Origin of the sequence: Ornithinimicrobium sp. (assembly GCF_051004135.1) — a bacterium.
GTDB lineage: Bacteria > Actinomycetota > Actinomycetes > Actinomycetales > Dermatophilaceae > Ornithinicoccus.
Genome location: NZ_JBPCKQ010000012.1, coordinates 15,133 through 32,533, shown reverse-complemented (window position 1 = coordinate 32,533; position 17,401 = coordinate 15,133). Strand labels below are relative to the sequence as shown.

Genomic DNA, 17,401 nt, shown 5'->3' with positions numbered 1-17,401 from the left:
CCCCGGCCGTCCGGGCCCGGGTCAGCGTGGAGGCCGGCGTGGCCCAGGGCTGGCGCGAGATCGTGGGCGATGCGGGGCGAATGGTCAGCCTCGAGCACTTCGGCGCCTCGGCCGACTACGAGACCCTCTACCAGGAGTTCGGGATCACCGCCAAGGCCGTCGCCCAGGCCGCGCGGGACTCCATCCAAGCGGCGCAGGCCGACGAGGCTCCCGCGCACAACTCACCCACCCAGCCCGGTGACGAGGCCGACGCCGTCGGCGACGCCGACGCGGGCGGTCACCGATCCAGCGACGCAACTGAGAAGTGAAGGAACACGTCATGACACAGACCACGAACACCAGCGAGAACCCCGCCGCCGAGACCGCTGCGGAGTCCCGCAAGCACCCCTCGGCCGAGACGCCTCTGGCCGCCCTGTCCGCGGCTGGGGTCTCCATCTGGTTGGACGACCTCAACCGGCCGATGATCACCGGCGGCGACCTGCAGGAGCTCATCGACGAGCGACACGTCGTGGGAGTCACCTCCAATCCGACCATCTTCGCCGCAGCGCTCGCCGAGGGCGAGGCCTACACCGAGCAGGTCCGCGAGCTCGCGGGCCAGGGTGCCGATGTCGAGCAGGCTGTGTTTGCCTTGACGACCCAGGACGTCGGCAACGCCTGCGACATCTTCACCCCGGTCTACGAGGCCACCGACGGTGTGGACGGACGGGTCTCGATCGAGGTCGACCCCGGGATGGCGGCCCAGACCGACGCCACGGTCGAGATGGCTGAGCGGCTGTGGAACGAGATCGACCGGCCCAACCTGTTCATCAAGATCCCCGCCACCGTCGAGGGACTGCCGGCGATCGCCCAGACGCTGGCCAAGGGAATCAGCGTCAACGTGACCCTGGTCTTCTCCCTGGACCGATACCGCGCCGTGATGAACGCGTTCCTGACCGGTCTCGAGCAGGCCCGGCAGAACGGCCACGACATCTCCCAGATCCACTCGGTGGCCTCCTTCTTCGTCTCCCGGGTCGACAGCGAGGCCGACAAGCGGCTCGAGAAGGTGGGCACCGACGAGGCCACGGCACTGCTGGGCACCGTCGCGCTGGCCAACGCACAGCTGGCCTACCAGGCCTTCGAGGAGGTCTTCTCGACGCCGCGCTGGCAGAGCCTCGCCGACGACGGAGCCCACCCGCAGCGTCCGCTGTGGGCCTCCACCGGGGTCAAGAACGAAAACTACGACGACACCATGTATGTCACGCAGCTGGTGGCCCCGCAGACGGTCAACACCATGCCCGGTGCAACCCTCGACGCCACCGCCGATCATGCACACATCACCGGGGACACCATCACCGGGACCTACGACGAGGCCCAGCGCAACCTCGACGCCCTGGAGCGGGTCGGCGTGTCCTACAACGAGATCGTGGAGGTCCTGGAGGCCGAGGGCGTGGAGAAGTTCGAGAAGTCGTGGGACGAGCTGCTCGAGACGGTGCAGGGCCAGCTCGACAAGCACTCGGACAGCTCCGGCACGTGAGGAGACCCGGTATGCCGGGTCGCACCGTGCCGCCGGCGTGCCGGCCGTTGGCAGTGTGATGCCCGGGCCTGTCGCGGTCACCGCCGAGTCCAACCCGCTGCGCCACCCCGACGACAAGCGGCTGCCGCGGATCGCCGGACCGTGCAGCATGGTGATGTTCGGGGTCACCGGCGACCTCGCCCGCAAGAAGCTCATGCCGGCGATCTACGACCTCGCCAACCGTGGTCTCCTGCCCCCGGGTTTCTCGCTGGTCGGCTTCGCCCGGCGGGACTGGGACCACCAGGACTTCGCCAAGATCGTGCACGACTCGGTGCAGGCGCACGCCCGCACCCCCTTCCGCGAGGACGTGTGGCGCAGCCTGGCCGAGGGCTTCCGCTTCGTGCCGGGCGCCTTCGACGACCCGGACGCGTTCCGGCTGCTGTCCCGCACCGTGCAGCAGCTCGACGCCGATCGCGGCACCGGTGGCAACCACGCGTTCTATCTGTCCATCCCCCCGGACTGGTTCGCCCCGGTGTGCGAGCAGCTGAAGGCCTCGGGTCTCAGCGACCCCAGTCCGGGCACCTGGCGACGGGTGGTCATCGAGAAGCCCTTCGGTGACGACCTGGCCAGCGCCCGCGGGCTCAACGACATCGTCGAGTCGGTCTTCCCCCCGGACTCGGTCTTCCGGATCGACCACTACCTGGGCAAGGAGACGGTGCAGAACCTGTTGGCGCTGCGCTTCGCCAACCAGATGTTCGAGCCGATCTGGAACGCCAACTACGTCGACCACGTGCAGATCACGATGGCCGAGGACATCGGCATCGGTGGCCGCGCGGGCTACTACGACGACGTCGGCGCGGCCAAGGACGTCATCCAGAACCACCTGCTGCAGCTGTTCGCGCTTACCGCGATGGAGGAGCCGATCAGCTTCACCGCCGACGCGGTCCGGGCGGAGAAGGAGAAGGTGCTGGCCTCCGTGCAGCTGCCCGAGGACCTGACTGCCTCCACCTGTCGGGGCCAGTACGTCTCCGGGTGGCAGGGTGGCCAGCAGGTCCGGGGATATCTGGAGGAGGACGGCGTCGCCGCCGACTCCGCCACCGAGACCTACGCCGCGATCACCCTCGACGTGCACACCCGCCGATGGGCGGGGGTGCCGTTCTACCTGCGCACCGGCAAGCGGCTGGGCAAGCGGGTGACCGAGATCGCGGTCGTCTTCAAGCGCGCTCCCCACCTGCCATTCACCAGCACCTCCACCGAGGAGCTTGGGCAGAACGCGATCGTCATCCGGGTGCAGCCGGACGAGGGGGTCACCATGCGGTTCGGCTCCAAGGTGCCGGGGAGCCAGATGGAGGTGCGCGACGTCACCATGGACTTCGGCTACGGCGCGTCCTTCACCGAGTCCAGTCCAGAGGCCTACGAGCGACTGATCCTGGATGTGCTGCTCGGCGACCCGCCGCTGTTCCCGCGGCACGAGGAGGTCGAGCTCTCGTGGACCATCCTGGACCCTGTGGTGCGGCACTGGCACCGCAGCCGGACCGGTCCCCACGACTACGCCGCGGGCGGCTGGGGGCCCGCCGAGTCCGACCGGATGCTGCAGCGGCACGGGCGCGAGTGGCGGCGGCCGTGAGCCCCTATCAGAGGATCGGAGACACGCCGTGATCGTGGACCTGCCGGACACGACGACCACCGACGTCAGCAAGGCCCTGGTGACGCTGCGGCACAGTGTCGGCGCCATGGCCATGGGGCGGGTGCTGACGCTGCTGGTCAGCACCGACCAGGCCGGCGCCGACGACGCGCTCGCCTGCGCCAACGAGGCCACCCGGCAGCACCCCGCCCGGATCGTCGTGGTCGTCCAGGACGATGGCCGTGCCGACCGCGTCGACGCTCAGATCCGTGTGGGGGGCGATGCGGGAGCCAGCGAGATCGTCGTGCTGCGCCTGCACGGCAGCCTGCGCGAGCACGCCGACTCGGTCGTGACCCCGTTGCTGCTGCCCGACTCCCCCATCGTCGGGTGGTGGCCGGGTGACCCCCCCGGGGACGTCGCAGGCTCCATCCTGGGCCTGCTGTGCACCCGGCGGATCACCGACGCGACCCGCTGCCGCCATCCCGTCATCCAGCTGGAGCGCCGAGCCGCTCACTACCGGCCGGGCGACAGCGATCTGGCCTGGACCCGGATCACCCGGTGGCGTGCGCTGTTGGCCGCCGCCTTGGACTACCCGCCGTACCAGCCCGTCACGGAGGTGATGGTGACCTCCGAGCCGGACTGCCCCGGTGCCGACCTGCTCTCCGGCTGGCTGGCCTCCTCCCTGGGGACTCCCGTGCATCGGGCGCGCAGCCGGGCCGGCAGCGGACTGGTCAGCGTGCGGCTGCAGCGCACCGCCGGCCCCGTGGACCTCGTCCGGCGCGACGCTCAGGTCGCCTCGCTGAGCCAGCCCGGGCAGCCCACCCGGGAGTTCGCGCTGCTGGAACCGTCGCTGCCCGAGGCGCTCGCGGCCGAGCTGCACCGCCTCGATCCCGACGAGATCTACGCGTCCGCGCTGGTCACCGGTCTCCCGCTGGTGCAGCCAGCCGAGTCGACCCAACAGGAGGAGATCCGCCGGGGCCGGGCGCCCGTTGCGTCCGATGCGTCATCGCAGCAGCAGGCATCCTCGGACATGTCCTCCTCCGCCGTGCGGGACCGCGACCCCGAGGCCGGGTCGCCGGCGCCGGACGCGCTTCGGGCGAAGGTCGACGAGGGCCTGGCCGACGTGGCCGCACAGTTCGGGTCCACGCAGATCTTCCCCGCCAAGGACGATGTCTGCCGAGCAGTGGCCGAGGCGACGGTGCAGCACCTGGAGGAGGCAGTGATCGCTCGTGGCCGGGCGCACCTGGTGCTCACCGGTGGGTCGATGGGCATCGCGGCGGTGCAGGCACTGGCCGACCTGTCTGCCGGCCGGGACGTGTGGCAGGACGTGCACGTGTGGTGGGGGGATGAGCGCTTCGTGCCCCAAGGGGATGCCGACCGCAACGACACGCAGGCGGACGAGGCCGGCCTGGGCCGGCTCGGCGTCCCGGCGGAGCAGGTGCACCGGGTGGCCCACGGCTCCGACGTCGAGGCGCTGCCTCGGGCCGCCGCCGACTACGCCACGCAGCTGGCCGCCCAGGCCGGCGCCCCCCGCCAGGGCGACTCGATGGCCGTTGCAGTCCCCCGGTTCGACGTGCTGATGCTCGGCGTGGGCCCGGACTCCCACGTCGCCAGTCTCTTCCCGGGCCGCGACGAGCTGAGCGTGCGCGATCGAGCAACCGTGGCCGTCACCGAGTCCCCCAAGCCCCCGCCACTGCGGGTCTCGCTCACCCTGCCGGCGTTGTTGCAGGCGCGGGCGACCTGGCTGCTGGTGGGCGGCAAGGACAAGGCCGACGCAGTCGCCGCCTCGATCGCCACGTCGGACGACCCGGGCCACCCCGCCTCGTGGGTGCGCGGGACCGAGGACACGACATGGTGGCTCGACGAGGAGGCCGCAGCACAGCTGCGGAAGTGACGCGTCCCGGGCGAGCCCCCACGGGGAAGAGCGCGTCGCGTGCTCTCAGCGAGGCAGCGGACTGCTGCCGCCGCGCAGTGCGCGAAGGGCGCTCTCCAGCAGCTCGGCTCCGTCGCTGTCGGAGCGACGCTCCTTGACGTAGGCGAGGTGTGTCTTGTAGGGCTCGATGCGAGGCGCCGTCGGGGGATGCTCGCGGTCCTTCCCGGCTGGTAGACCGCACCGGGGGCAGTCCCAGACCTCCGGCACCCCGCTGCCCAGCTCCCGGGCGAAGCTCGGCCTCGACTCGTGGCCGTTGCTGCACCAGTACGACACGTGGACCCGGGGGGCGCTGTCGCCGCGCTCTGCCTCCCCCATCGGCCCACTGCCCACCCGGCTGCCACGGATCGCGTTGGTTCCGACCACGTCATACTCCCTTGTCCGCCCGGGACTCGATCAATCAGATCAAGTCGATGCCTGCTGATGGTCAACAGACTACCCCAGCCGGTAAGCAGTGGGTCAGGAGAAGCGGATGAGCACCCCGATGCCCACGACGGAGGCGATCCAGATGAGGGCGACAGCGATCGTGATCCGGTTGAGGTTGCGCTCGGCCACGGAGGAGCCGCCCAGGCTGCTGGACATCCCCCCGCCGAACATGTCGGACATCCCACCACCCCGTCCCTTGTGCATCAGGATCAGCAGCACCAGGAAGATGCTGCTGAGTCCCAGCAGCACGTTGAGGACGATCTGCACGATCTGCACAGCGGTCACAGCGGAGTCACACCTATCGGATGAGTCGAGGGTCGGGGTGAGGACAACATGACGTCGGCGGGCGCCCCGGTCGCCCTATGCCCGTCGCCCAGTCCTGCGGGGAGCGGGCGAGAGCCAGGGTAGCGCAGATGTCAGCCCGCGCTGTGGTGCTGGCGGTAGCGGCAGATGCCGGAGAAGTCCTCGACGCTGATCGAGGCTCCGCCGACCAACGCTCCGTCGACGTCCTCCTGCGACATGATCGCCGACACATTGCCCGGTTTCACCGAGCCGCCGTAGAGCACTCGCAGACCCTCGGCGCTCGCCTGTCCGACGAGGTCGGCCACGACCGACCGGACTGCCGCACAGACCTCCTGGGCGTCCTGCGCAGTGGCCACCTCACCGGTGCCGATCGCCCACACCGGCTCGTAGGCGATGACGACCGGGGCGACCTGGTCGGCGTCGAGACCCTGCAGGGCTGCCCGGACCTGGACGACGACGTGCTCGACGTGCGTGCCGGCCCGCCGGACCTCCAGCGGCTCGCCCACGCACAGCAACGGCGCGAGGCCGTGCCGAAGGGCGGCGCGGACCTTGCCGGCGACCACCTGGTCGTCCTCGCGGTGATGCTCACGGCGCTCGCTGTGACCCACCACCACATAGGTGCAGCCGAGCTTGGCCAGGAACGCCCCGGAGATCTCTCCGGTGTAGGCGCCCGAGTCGTGCTCGGACAGGTCCTGGGCGCCGTAGCTCAGCTCGAGCCGATCCCCCTGCACCAGGGTCTGCACCGAACGCAGATCGGTGAACGGTGGCAGCACGGCGACCTCGACGGCGGCGAAGTCGTGCTTGCCGTCCTTGAGGCTCCAGTCCAGCTTCTGCACCAGGTGCGTGGCCTGGAGGTGGTCCAGGTTCATCTTCCAGTTGCCCGCCATCAGCGGGACGCGTTGGCTCATGTGTCCTCCAGGACGCTCAGACCGGGCAGCTCTTTGCCCTCGAGGTACTCCAGGCTGGCCCCGCCGCCGGTGGAGATGTGGCCGAACTGCTCGTCGGCGAAGCCCAGCTGGCGCACGGCCGCGGCACTGTCTCCACCACCCACCACCGTGAGCGCGCCCGCACGGGTGCGCTCGACCAGAGCCGTGGCGATGGCCTTGGTCCCCTCGGCGTAGGGCTCCATCTCGAAGGCGCCCATCGGGCCGTTCCAGAACACGGTCTGCGTGTCGCCGAGCGCCTCGGCGAAGGCGCGCGCAGAGTCCGGACCGATGTCCACGCCGATCCGGTCGGCCGGGATCGCATCGACCGGGACGACCTCGTGGTCGGCGTCGGCCGAGAACTCCGTCGCCGCCACCACGTCGGTCGGGAGCACGATCTGAACCCCGCGCTCGAGCGCCAGGTCAAGGTAGCCACGCACCGTGTCGACCTGGTCCTGCTCCAGCAGGCTCTTGCCGACCTCGTGCCCCTGTGCCTTGAGGAAGGTGAAGACCATCCCTCCGCCGATCAGCAGCCGGTCGGCGACGTCGATCAACGACTCGATGACCCCGAGCTTGTCGCTCACCTTGGCACCACCCAGCACCACGGCATACGGGCGGGCCGGATCCTGGCGGAGTCGGCGCATCACCTCCACCTCGTCGACGACCAGGCCGCCGGCTGCGTGCGGGAGCAGCTGGGCCACGTCGTAGACGCTGGCCTGCTTGCGGTGCACCACCCCGAAGCCGTCGCTCACGTAGGCGTCGGCGAGCTCCGCCAGCTGCTGCGCGAACGCCTCCCGCACCGGTTCCTTCTTGGCGGTCTCACCCTCGTTGAACCGCAGATTCTCCAGCACCAGCACCTCGCCGTCGGCGAGGTCGGTCACTGCCTGGCCCGCCTCGGGCCCCACGGTCTGCTCGCAGAAGGCGACGTCCTGCCCCAGCAGCTCACCGAGCCGGACGGAGACCGGACGCAGGGAGTACTTCGGCTCCGGGGACCCCTTGGGGCGACCGAGGTGCGCACAGACGACCACGCGCGCCCCCGCCTCGACCAGGGCGGAGATGGTGGGCACGGAGGCTCGGACCCGCCCGTCGTCGGTGATCCGGTCGCCATCGAGCGGCACGTTGAGGTCACTGCGGACCAGCACCCGCCGGCCGCGGAGGTCGCCAAGGGAGTCGATGGTGCGCATGCCGCTCAGAGGCTCTTGGCGACGAGGGTGGTCAAGTCGACCAGGCGCGAGGAGTAGCCCCACTCGTTGTCGTACCACCCGACGACCTTGACCTGGTTGCCGATCACCTTGGTCAGTCCGGAGTCGAAGATGCAGGAGGCGGGGTCGCCCTGGATGTCCGTGGAGACGATGGGGTCCTCGGTGTAGCGCAGGTAGCCCTTCAGCGGCCCCTCGGCGGCCGCCTTGACGGCGGCGTTGACCTCCTCGACCGTCGTCTCGCGGCCGGCCTCGAAGGTCAGGTCGGTCGCCGAGCCGGTGGGCACGGCGACACGCAGGGCGTAGCCGTCCAGCTTGCCCTTGAGGTCGGGCAGCACCAGCGCGACCGCCTTGGCCGCTCCGGTCGTGGTAGGCACGATGTTGAGGGCTGCGGCGCGGGCGCGGCGCAGGTCCTTGTGCGGGGCGTCCTGCAGGTTCTGGTCCTGGGTGTAGGCGTGGATCGTGGTCATCAGCCCCTTGACGATGCCGAACTCGTCGTGCAGCGCCTTGGCCATGGGGGCCAGGCAGTTGGTCGTGCACGAGGCGTTGGAGATGATGTGGTGCTGCTCCGGGTCGTAGTCCTGGTCGTTGACGCCCAGCACCAGGGTGAGGTCCTCGTTCTTGGCCGGGGCCGAGATGATGACCTTCTTGGCGCCACCGTCGAGGTGGGCCTTGGCCTGGGTGGCGTCGGTGAAGATGCCGGTGGACTCGATGACCACGTCCACACCCAGGTCACCCCAGGGCAGCGCGGCTGGGTCCTTCTCCGCGAAGACCTTGATCGAGGTGCCGTCCACCGTGATGTCGGTGTCGCTGGAGATGACCTCGCCGTCCAGGCGGCCCAGGATGGAGTCGTAGTGCAGCAGGTGCGCGAGGGTGGCGTTGTCGGTGAGGTCGTTGACCGCGACGATCTCGATGTCGGCGCCGGAGTCCCGCACGGCGCGGAAGAAGTTACGGCCGATGCGGCCGAAGCCGTTGATTCCTACCCGAACAGTCATCGGGTCCACCTTTCGTTGACGGGGCAGCGCAGCGTTCTGCGCCGATGAGGCTCTGGTCCATGTCCAAACCTAGGGGATGCCTCGGGTCGGCGCCTCATGCGGGGCAGCCCGTGGGAGGCCTTCGCCGGCACAGGTGCTGCGTCGTGTGCTCAGTGCTGCGCCGCAGTCCCCCACCGGGTGCACAGGGCCTCATCCGGTGCGCTCCGCGGGGGACTTTTCGACCCTCGGCCACGTCGACGGGGCACACCGATGTGGTCAGTCGTCGAACATGTCAGGGGTCAGGTGCGCGTCGGTCCCCTCGACGCCGAGCTCCTCGGCGCGCTTGTCGGCCATCGCCAGCAGCCGCCGGATGCGGCCCGCGACGGCGTCCTTGGTCATCGGGGGGTCAGCCAGCCCGCCGAGCTCCTCCAGGCTGGCCTGCTTGTGCTCCAGGCGCAGCCGGCCGGCGAGCCTGAGGTGCTCGGGAACCTCGTCGCCCAGGATCTCCAGGGCTCGCTCGACCCGGGCACCGGCGGCCACCGCGGCCCGCGCCGAGCGACGGAGGTTGGCATCGTCGAAGTTGGCCAACCGGTTGGCGGTGGCCCGCACCTCACGGCGCATCCGGCGCTCCTCCCATTCCAGCACCGCGTCGTGCGCCCCCAGCCGGGTCAGCATGGCTCCGATCGCGTCACCGTCGCGCAGCACCACTCGGTCGATGCCCCGCACCTCCCGCGCCTTGGCCTGGATCCCCAACCGCCGGGCGGCCCCCACCAGCGCCAGCGCTGCCTCCGGGCCGGGGCAGGTCACCTCCATCGCCGAGGAGCGGCCCGGCTCCGTGATCGAGCCGTGGGCCAAAAAAGCTCCGCGCCACGCGGCCTCGGCGTCACACACGGACGCGCCGACGACGCGCGGGGGCAGCCCGCGCACCGGGCGGCCGGCGTGGTCGATCAGCCCGGTCTGTCGGGCCAGCGCCTCCCCGTCGGCGGCGACGCGCACGACATACCGGGTGGACTTGCGCAGCCCACCAGGGCTCAGCACCACCATCTCGCACGGCACGCCATAGACCTCGTGGACGAAGCGGCGCAGTCGCCGCGCGGCGGAGGCGGTGTCGAGCTCGGCCTCCACGACGATGCGACCACCGACGATGTGCAGCCCGCCCGCAAACCGCAGCATCGTGGCTACCTCCGCCTTGCGGCAGCACGTCCGGGACACCGGCAGCCTGCTCAGCTCATCCTTGACCTTGGCCGTCATCGCCATCTGGTCACCCTCTCGCTGCGGTGGTGGGCTCGGTATGCATCACGTCGCGGTAGGCGGCCGCCAAGCGCAGCGTGTCGTGCTGTCCGGCCACGCGCGCTTTGCGGACCGAGGCGACGACCAGCTGTGCCCCGAGGTCGGAGCAGACCCCGCGCAGCACCTCCTCGTCCGCGCGCACGACCTGCGGGTCGGCCACGACGTAGTCGAAGTGCAGCTCCGGGGCGTGCGCGCTGAGCACCTCCACGTGCTCGGCCGCGGAGAAGCCCTCGGTCTCCCCGTCGTGCAGCCCCACGTTGAGCGTGAGTATCCGGCGCGCCGGAGTCTGCTCCAGGGCCGTGCGCAGCTCCGGGACCAGCAGGTGTGGCATCACGGAGGTGAACCAGGACCCGGGGCCCAGGACCACCCAGTCAGCCAGCCGGATCGCCTCCACGGCCTCGGGGCTGGCAGGCGGGTCCTCCGGCAACAAGCGGACGCCCAGCACCCGCCCGGGGCTGGCGGCTACCGCCGACTGCCCACGCACCGTCCCGTGGTCGGCCGCTCCGCCCTCGTCTGCGCCTTGCGCCACCGTCGCCTCGATGTCCAGAGGGATGGAGGCCATCGGCAGGACGCGCCCGCGGATGTTGAGCATCCTGCCCGCGAGGTCCAGGGCCCGGACCGGGTCGTCGGTCAGCTCCCAGAGGCTCATCAGCAACAGGTTGCCCAGCGCGTGGCCGGCCAGCTCTCCCGACCCGCCGAGACGGTGCTGCAGCACGGCGGCCCACTGGTGACCCCAGCCGGTGTCCTCGCACAGCGCGGCGAACGCCATCCGCAGGTCGCCCGGGGGCAGGATGTCGAACTCCTGCCTCAGGCGTCCGCTGGAGCCGCCGTCATCAGCGACGGTGACGACGGCCGTGATCTGCTCGCTCAGGTGCCGCAACGCCACGAGCGAGGCGGACAGGCCGTGCCCACCGCCCAGGGCCACGACCCGCGGGCCACTCACTCGCGCCCCAGGTCACGGTGGAAGCCGGTGATCTGCACGCCGGGGAGATCCTCGAGCCGAGCCGTCAGCTCCTCGACCGTGGCCACCGATCGGTGCTTGCCGCCGGTGCAGCCCACGCCCACCGTGACGTGCCGTCGACCCTCGGTGAGGTAGCCACGGATGGAGGTGCGCAGCATGTCCTCGGCGTGCCCGATGAACTCCTGGGCGCCGGGCTGGGACAACACGAACTCGCGGACCTGGGCGTCACGACCGGTGAAGGCGCGCAGCTCGGGGTCCCAGTAGGGGTTGGGCAGGAAGCGCAGGTCAAGGACCACGTCCGCATCCAGCGGTATGCCGTACTTGAAGCCGAAGGACAGCACCGCCAGACGCAGCCGGATCTCCACCTCGGAGCTGAACAGCTCGTCGACCTTGGCGCTGAGCTGGTGGACGTTGTACCCCGTCGTGTCGATGACGACCTCTGCCGCCGAGCGCACCTCGGCCAGCAACCGGCGCTCGGAGCGAATGCCGTCCAGCAGCAGGCCCTCGTCCTGCAGGGGGTGCGGGCGACGCACCGCCTCGAACCGCCGCACCAGCGACGCGTCGGTCGCGTCGATGAACACGACCATGGGAGCCCAACCCCCGGAGCGCAGATCCTGCATCGCCTGGGCGAAGTCGGAGGCGAAGTGCCGGCTGCGCACATCGACCACGGCGGCCACCTGCTGCTTGACGTCACTGTCCTCCTCGGTGAGCGCGACGAGCTCCAGGAGCATCCGGGCGGGGATGTTGTCCACGACATACCACCCACGGTCCTCCAGGACGTCGGCGGCCGTCGTCCTGCCGGCACCGCTCATCCCGGTGAGCAGCACGAAGTCCCCACGGCCCGCGGCGGGCGCCTCACGCACGGTGCCCATGCGACCTCCACTCACTCGAGAACCTCTCCGGTGCTCAGGTTAACGGCGGAGGCGACCTTCGCAGAGCCGAGCCGCTCGTGGATGGTCGCAGCCAACGCCGGACCGATGCCCGGGACCTCCACGAGGTCGTCGGCCCGAGCCTGCTGGATCCTCTTGACCGACCCGAACTTGGCCAACAGCGCCTGCTGACGCGCCGGACCCAGCCCCGGTATGCCGTCCAGCCGGCTGGAGGTCATCGACCGGGAGCGGCGCTGGCGGTGGAAGGTGTTGGCGAAGCGGTGCGCCTCGTCCCGCACCCGCTGCAGCAGGTAGAGCGCCTCGCTGGTGCGGGCCAGGACGACGGGGAACTCCGAGTCGGGCAGCCACACCTCCTCGAGGCGCTTGGCCAGGCCGATGACGGCGACATCGGCGATCCCCAGGTCGGCGAGCACCGCCTGCGCGGCACGGACCTGCGGGAGCCCACCGTCGACCACGACCAGCTGCGGGGGGTAGGCGAACTTGGCGGGTCGGCCCTCCTCGTCCGCCCGGGGCTGCGGTGCCGCCGCGAGGTGGCGGAAGCGTCGGGTGAGCACCTCGTGCATGGCTGCGGTGTCATCGGCGGTCCCCTCGCGCACGATGAACCGCCGGTACTCGGACTTGCGAGCCAGCCCGTCCTCGAAGACCACCATGGAGCCCACCACGTCCGAGCCCTGGATGTGGCTGATGTCGAAGGACTCGATCCGCAGCGGTGCGTCGTCGAGCTCGAGGGCCTCCTGCAGCTCCTGCAACGCCTGGCTGCGCAGGGTCAGGTCGCCGGAGCGGGCGACCTTGTGCCGGACCAGGGACTGCTCGGCGTTGCGCCGGACCGTCTCCAGCAGGGCTCGCTTGTCGCCGCGTTGCGGGACCCGGACGTCGACCTTGGCGCCCCGCAGACCGGCGAGCCAGCGGGCGACGTCGTCACTCCCCCGGGGCAGCAGGGGGACCAGCACCTCGCGGGGCACCGCCTCCCCACTCTCCCCGCCGTAGACCTGCTGCAGCAGGTGCTCGACGATGTCGTCGAGGTCCTCCGCGCCCTTCTCGCTGACCCAGCCACGCTGGCCGCGGATCCGGCCGCCACGGACGTGGAAGACCTGCACCGCCACCTCCAGCTCGTCGTCGGCCAGGGCGAAGACGTCGGCGTCGGTCGCGTCGGCCAGCACCACGGTCGAGCGTTCGAGTGCCCGCTGGAGGGCACCGATGTCGTCGCGCAGCCGGGCAGCCGTCTCGAAGTCCAGCTCGTCGCTGGCCTGCTTCATCCGCTGCTCCAGGCGACGGACGAAGCGGCCGGTGTGACCGGCCATGAAGTCGCAGAAGTCCTCGGCTACCGCCCGGTGCTCCTGTGGGTCCACCCTGCCCACGCACGGGGCGGAGCACTTGTCGATGTAGCCCAGCAGGCACGGTCGCCCCACCTGTCCCGCCCGCTTGAACACCCCCTTGCTGCAGGTGCGCAGCGGGAACACCCGCAGCAACTGGTCGAGGGTCTCCCGGATCGCCCAGGCGTGCGTGTAGGGGCCGAAGTAGCGGGTGCCGGGACGCTTGCTGCCGCGCAGGACCTGCGCGCGGGGGAACTCCTCGCCCATCGTCACCGCCAGATAGGGGTAGGACTTGTCGTCGCGGTACTTGACGTTGAACCGCGGGTCGTACTCCTTGATCCAGGAGTACTCCAGCTGCAGGGCCTCGACCTCGTTGGCCACGACGGTCCATTCGACGCTCGCGCCGGAGAGGACCATCGACCGGGTGCGCGGGTGCAGCGCGGTGATGTCCTGGAAGTAGGAGCTGAGCCGGGGCCGCAGCGACTTGGCCTTGCCGACGTAGATGACCCGGCTGTGCTGGTCGCGGAATCGGTAGACACCCGGCTCGGTCGGGATCTCACCGGGCCGGGGGCGGTAGCTGCTCGGATCGGCCACGACTCAGCGCCCCGACCCGCGCGCGTCGCGGGCAGGCAAGATCAGCGACCCTCCCCGACCCGGAGCTGATCGCCCTCCAGCGACACCGCCCGCTCGGTCAGCCCCGTCTGCGCAGGGCCGCCGAGCAGCTCGCCGCTGGTCAGGTCGAATCGGCTGTCGTGGCACGGGCACTTCAGCTCGCCGTCGACCGCTTGGTTGACGGCGCAGCCCTGGTGTGGGCAGGTGGCGTCGAAGGCGCGGAACTCACCCTCGGTGGGCTGGGTGACCACGGTGTTGCCGTCCTCGACGTAGGCCGCACCACCGACCGGGACGTCCTGCGTCGCCAAGGCTCCCGCAGCGCCACCGGCGTCCGCCGAGGTGGCGGCCGGCTCGGGCGCGGACTCCTCGCTGCCGCCACACCCCGCAAGACCGGCCAGCGCGGCCGGCGCGACGAGACCGGCGCCCAGCACGCTGCGGCGCTGCAGGGGGCCGGTCATCACTGACCCGGGGGCGGGGACGGTGGGTGTGACCATGAGGTGCTCCTGGTGCGTGGTGGGATGGTGGTCAGGCGCTGGATCGTGCCCGGTGGTGCTCCAGCAGGGGGGCCAGGAACCGTCCGGTGTGGCTGCCGGGCAGTCCGGCGACCTGCTCGGGCGTGCCCTCGGCGACCACTCGTCCGCCGCCGCTGCCACCCTCCGGCCCGAGGTCGACGACCCAGTCGGCGGACTTGATGACGTCGAGGTTGTGCTCGATGACCAGCACCGTGTTGCCCTTGTCGACGAGCCCCTGCAGGACCGCCAACAGCTTGCGGATGTCCTCGAAGTGCAGGCCCGTAGTGGGCTCGTCCAGGACGTAGACCGTGCGCCCGGTGGAGCGCGTCTGCAGCTCGGAGGCCAGCTTGACCCGCTGCGCCTCGCCACCGGACAGGGTCGGTGCGGGCTGCCCCAGCCGGACGTAACCCAGACCGACGTCCACCAACGTGCGCAGGTGCCGCGAGATGGCGGGCACCGCGGCGAAGAACTCGGCGGCCTCCTCGATCGGCATGTCCAGGACGTCGGCGACGTTGCGCCCCTTGAAGTGCACCTCCAGGGTCTCCCGGTTGTAGCGCGCCCCGTGGCAGACCTCGCAGGGGACGTAGACGTCGGGCAGGAAGCTCATCTCGATCTTGAGCGTGCCGTCGCCGCTGCACGCCTCGCAGCGCCCGCCCTTGACGTTGAACGAGAAGCGCCCGGGCAGGTAGCCGCGCACCTTGGCCTCGGTCGTCTCGGCGAACAGCTTGCGCACGTGGTCGAAGACCCCGGTGTAGGTCGCGGGGTTGCTCCGCGGCGTGCGCCCGATGGGACTCTGGTCGACGTGCACGACCTTGTCCAGGGCCTCCAGGCCCTCGACCTTGCGGTGCCGCCCCGGCACCTGCCGGGCCCCGTTGAGCTGGTTGGCCAGCACCTTGTAGAGGATCTCGTTGACCAGCGTGGACTTGCCGGACCCGGAGACTCCGGTGATGGCCACGAGGTTGCCCAGCGGGAAGGCGACCGAGACGCCGTCGAGGTTGTGCTCCCGGGCACCGACGACGCGGACCGTGCGGCCGTCCTGCGCGCGTCGCTGCTCGGGCAGCGGGATGCTGCGGCGGCCGGAGAGGTACTCCCCGGTGAGTGAGTCGGGGTGCGCCAGCAGCTGCGGCACGGTCCCCGAGTGCACGACGTGACCGCCGTGCTCACCGGCGCCGGGACCGATGTCGACGACCCAGTCGGCAGCCGAGATGGTGTCCTCGTCGTGCTCGACCACGATCAGCGTGTTGCCCAGGTCGCGCAGCCGGGTGAGGGTGTCGATCAGCCGGTGGTTGTCCCGCTGGTGCAGCCCGATGGAGGGCTCGTCCAGCACGTAAAGCACACCTACCAGACCAGACCCGATCTGGGTGGCGAGCCGGATCCGCTGCGCCTCCCCGCCGGACAGCGTGCCCGCGGCCCGGTCCAGGGAGAGGTAGTCCAGGCCGACGTCGAGCAGGAATCCCATCCGGGAGGAGATCTCCTTGATCACCCGCTCGGCGATCTGCAGCTCGCGGGTCGTGAAGTCAACCCCCCGCAGGAACTGTGTCGACTCCTCGATCGGCAGTGCGCAGACCTCGGAGATGCTGCGCCCGCCCACGAGGACGGCCAGTGACTCCGGCTTGAGCCGGGCGCCCTCGCAGGTGGGGCAGGGGACCTCGCGCATGTAGCCCTCGTAGCGCTCCCGGCTGCTGTCGGAGTCGGTCTCGCTGTGCTTGCGCTTGATGTAGGGGATCACCCCCTCGAAGCCGGTCGAGTAGGCGCGCTCCCGCCCGAACCGGTTGCGGTAGCGCACGTGCACCTTGTGCCGGTAGCCGTGCAGGATGGCGTCGCGGGCCCGGCCGGGCAGTGAGCGCCACGGCGAGTCCAGGGAGAACTTCAGGTCGTCGCCCAGCCCGCCCAGCACCCGCAGGTAGTAGTCCGTGAGACCCTGCGCGTTGGACCAGGGGGCCAGGGCCCCTGCGCGCAGGCTCGCATCGACGTCGTGCACCACCAGGTCGGCGTCGACATCGAGCTCGACCCCGATGCCGTGGCACGCCGGGGAGGATCCGAACGGAATGTTGAACGAGAACGAGCGCGGCTCCACCTCATCCATCGCGAGCGGGTGGTCGTTGGGGCAGGCCATCCGCTCGGAGAAGCGCCGCTCCGCCGGCAGTCCGTGCGGGTTGCGGGGGAGGTCGTCCGCGTCGACGAACTCGACCACGAGGACACCCCCGGCCAGCTGCAGCGCGGTCTCGACGGAGTCGGTGAGCCGACGCTTGGCGCCCTGCGCCCCCTTGGCCACGAGCCGGTCCACGACGACGTCGATGGTGTGCTTGCGCTGCTTCTCCAGCGCCGGGGGCTCGGCGAGGGTCACCACCTCGCCGTCGACCCGGGCCCGCGCGAATCCCTTGGTCTGCAGCTCGGTGAACAGGTCGACGAACTCCCCCTTGCGGGACCGGACCACGGGAGCCAGCACCTGGAACCGGGTGCCCTCGGGCAGCTCGGTGAGCCGGTCGACGATCTGCTGGGGGGTCTGCCGCCCGACCGGCTCACCGCATACCGGGCAGTGCGGGCGACCGACCCGGGCGTAGAGCAGCCGGAGATAGTCGTAGACCTCGGTGATCGTGCCGACCGTCGAGCGAGGGTTGCGGTTGGTGGACTTCTGGTCGATCGAGACCGCCGGCGACAGGCCCTCGATGAAGTCGACGTCGGGCTTGTCCATCTGGCCGAGGAACTGACGGGCGTATGCGGACAGTGACTCGACGTAGCGGCGCTGCCCCTCCGCGAAGATGGTGTCGAAAGCCAGCGAGGACTTGCCCGACCCGGACAGGCCCGTGAAGACGATCAAGGCGTCGCGGGGCAGATCGACGCTGATGTCCTTGAGTTTGTGCTCGCGGGCTCCGCGGACCGCGAGGCGGTCGTGGCGGGGGCGGAGGTGGGAAGCCTGGTCACTCACGTGGACCATCGTAGGTGTCGGTT

At 70.6% G+C, this 17,401-nt stretch carries 15 protein-coding genes; 4 read left to right on the top strand and 11 right to left on the bottom strand.

Features of this window, described 5'->3' with window-relative positions:
* From ACR2FV_RS00800 to pgl, 4 genes are all read left to right on the top strand, one after another.
* Positions 1-308 (top strand): transketolase-like TK C-terminal-containing protein (locus ACR2FV_RS00800; protein WP_434013831.1); only part of this gene is annotated, 308 nt, incomplete at its 5' end.
* Between the two features lie 11 nt (positions 309-319).
* Positions 320-1,513 (top strand): transaldolase, encoded by a 1,194-nt coding sequence (tal, locus tag ACR2FV_RS00795; protein ID WP_434013830.1) that lies wholly within the window; start codon positions 320-322, stop codon positions 1,511-1,513.
* A gap of 58 nt (positions 1,514-1,571) precedes the next feature.
* On the top strand, positions 1,572-3,119 hold the full coding sequence (gene zwf, locus ACR2FV_RS00790) for a glucose-6-phosphate dehydrogenase (RefSeq protein WP_434013829.1): 1,548 nt from the start codon (positions 1,572-1,574) through the stop codon (positions 3,117-3,119).
* 28 nt (positions 3,120-3,147) lie between these two features.
* Positions 3,148-5,010, top strand: a complete 1,863-nt coding sequence (gene pgl, locus ACR2FV_RS00785; RefSeq protein ID WP_434013828.1) for a 6-phosphogluconolactonase — start codon at positions 3,148-3,150, stop codon at positions 5,008-5,010.
* A 45-nt stretch (positions 5,011-5,055) separates the two neighbouring features.
* On the opposite strand, the gene ACR2FV_RS00780 is transcribed toward pgl, so the two are convergent.
* The 11 genes from ACR2FV_RS00780 to uvrA all read right to left on the bottom strand — a co-directional run bounded on the left by ACR2FV_RS00780 (position 5,056) and on the right by uvrA (position 17,387).
* Positions 5,056-5,412 carry an RNA polymerase-binding protein RbpA gene (locus ACR2FV_RS00780; protein WP_434013827.1) on the bottom strand — a complete coding sequence of 119 codons (357 nt, stop codon included), beginning with the start codon at positions 5,410-5,412 and terminating at the stop codon, positions 5,056-5,058.
* Positions 5,413-5,505: 93 nt separating this feature from the next.
* Positions 5,506-5,748, bottom strand: coding sequence for a preprotein translocase subunit SecG (gene secG, locus ACR2FV_RS00775; protein ID WP_434013832.1), 243 nt, complete (start codon positions 5,746-5,748; stop codon positions 5,506-5,508).
* 140 nt (positions 5,749-5,888) lie between these two features.
* Positions 5,889-6,683: a triose-phosphate isomerase gene (tpiA, locus tag ACR2FV_RS00770; RefSeq protein ID WP_434013826.1), complete on the bottom strand. Its 795-nt coding sequence runs from the start codon at positions 6,681-6,683 to the stop codon at positions 5,889-5,891.
* A complete protein-coding gene (locus ACR2FV_RS00765) occupies positions 6,680-7,882 on the bottom strand; it encodes a phosphoglycerate kinase (RefSeq protein WP_434013825.1) in 1,203 nt (400 codons plus the stop codon). Before ACR2FV_RS00765 ends, tpiA begins: the two co-directional genes overlap by 4 nt.
* Positions 7,883-7,887: 5 nt before the next feature.
* Positions 7,888-8,892, bottom strand: coding sequence for a type I glyceraldehyde-3-phosphate dehydrogenase (gene gap, locus ACR2FV_RS00760; protein ID WP_434013824.1), 1,005 nt, complete (start codon positions 8,890-8,892; stop codon positions 7,888-7,890).
* Positions 8,893-9,147: 255 nt separating this feature from the next.
* Positions 9,148-10,128 carry a DNA-binding protein WhiA gene (whiA, locus tag ACR2FV_RS00755; protein WP_434013823.1) on the bottom strand — a complete coding sequence of 327 codons (981 nt, stop codon included), beginning with the start codon at positions 10,126-10,128 and terminating at the stop codon, positions 9,148-9,150.
* A gap of 4 nt (positions 10,129-10,132) precedes the next feature.
* On the bottom strand, positions 10,133-11,104 hold the full coding sequence (locus tag ACR2FV_RS00750) for a gluconeogenesis factor YvcK family protein (RefSeq protein ID WP_434013822.1): 972 nt from the start codon (positions 11,102-11,104) through the stop codon (positions 10,133-10,135).
* Positions 11,101-11,994 carry an RNase adapter RapZ gene (rapZ, locus tag ACR2FV_RS00745; RefSeq protein WP_434013821.1) on the bottom strand — a complete coding sequence of 298 codons (894 nt, stop codon included), beginning with the start codon at positions 11,992-11,994 and terminating at the stop codon, positions 11,101-11,103. The genes ACR2FV_RS00750 and rapZ overlap by 4 nt, the downstream gene beginning before the upstream one ends.
* Before the next feature lie 11 nt (positions 11,995-12,005).
* Positions 12,006-13,919 (bottom strand): excinuclease ABC subunit UvrC, encoded by a 1,914-nt coding sequence (uvrC, locus tag ACR2FV_RS00740; protein WP_434013820.1) that lies wholly within the window; start codon positions 13,917-13,919, stop codon positions 12,006-12,008.
* Positions 13,920-13,960: 41 nt separating this feature from the next.
* Complete coding sequence (locus ACR2FV_RS00735) at positions 13,961-14,431, bottom strand: Rieske (2Fe-2S) protein (protein ID WP_434013819.1); 471 nt, start codon at positions 14,429-14,431, stop codon at positions 13,961-13,963.
* Positions 14,432-14,462: 31 nt separating this feature from the next.
* Positions 14,463-17,387 (bottom strand): excinuclease ABC subunit UvrA, encoded by a 2,925-nt coding sequence (gene uvrA / locus ACR2FV_RS00730; protein ID WP_434013818.1) that lies wholly within the window; start codon positions 17,385-17,387, stop codon positions 14,463-14,465.
* Positions 17,388-17,401 lie beyond the last annotated feature (14 nt).

Coding starts and splice junctions, on each gene's coding strand:
- tal (WP_434013830.1), top strand. CDS start 320: ATGACACAGACCACGAACACCAGCGAGAACCCCGCCGCCGAGACCGCT.
- zwf (WP_434013829.1), top strand. CDS start 1,572: ATGCCCGGGCCTGTCGCGGTCACCGCCGAGTCCAACCCGCTGCGCCAC.
- tpiA (WP_434013826.1), bottom strand. CDS start 6,683: ATGAGCCAACGCGTCCCGCTGATGGCGGGCAACTGGAAGATGAACCTG.
- ACR2FV_RS00765 (WP_434013825.1), bottom strand. CDS start 7,882: ATGCGCACCATCGACTCCCTTGGCGACCTCCGCGGCCGGCGGGTGCTG.
- gap (WP_434013824.1), bottom strand. CDS start 8,892: ATGACTGTTCGGGTAGGAATCAACGGCTTCGGCCGCATCGGCCGTAAC.
- whiA (WP_434013823.1), bottom strand. CDS start 10,128: ATGGCGATGACGGCCAAGGTCAAGGATGAGCTGAGCAGGCTGCCGGTG.
- rapZ (WP_434013821.1), bottom strand. CDS start 11,994: ATGGGCACCGTGCGTGAGGCGCCCGCCGCGGGCCGTGGGGACTTCGTG.
- ACR2FV_RS00735 (WP_434013819.1), bottom strand. CDS start 14,431: ATGGTCACACCCACCGTCCCCGCCCCCGGGTCAGTGATGACCGGCCCC.
- uvrA (WP_434013818.1), bottom strand. CDS start 17,387: ATGGTCCACGTGAGTGACCAGGCTTCCCACCTCCGCCCCCGCCACGAC.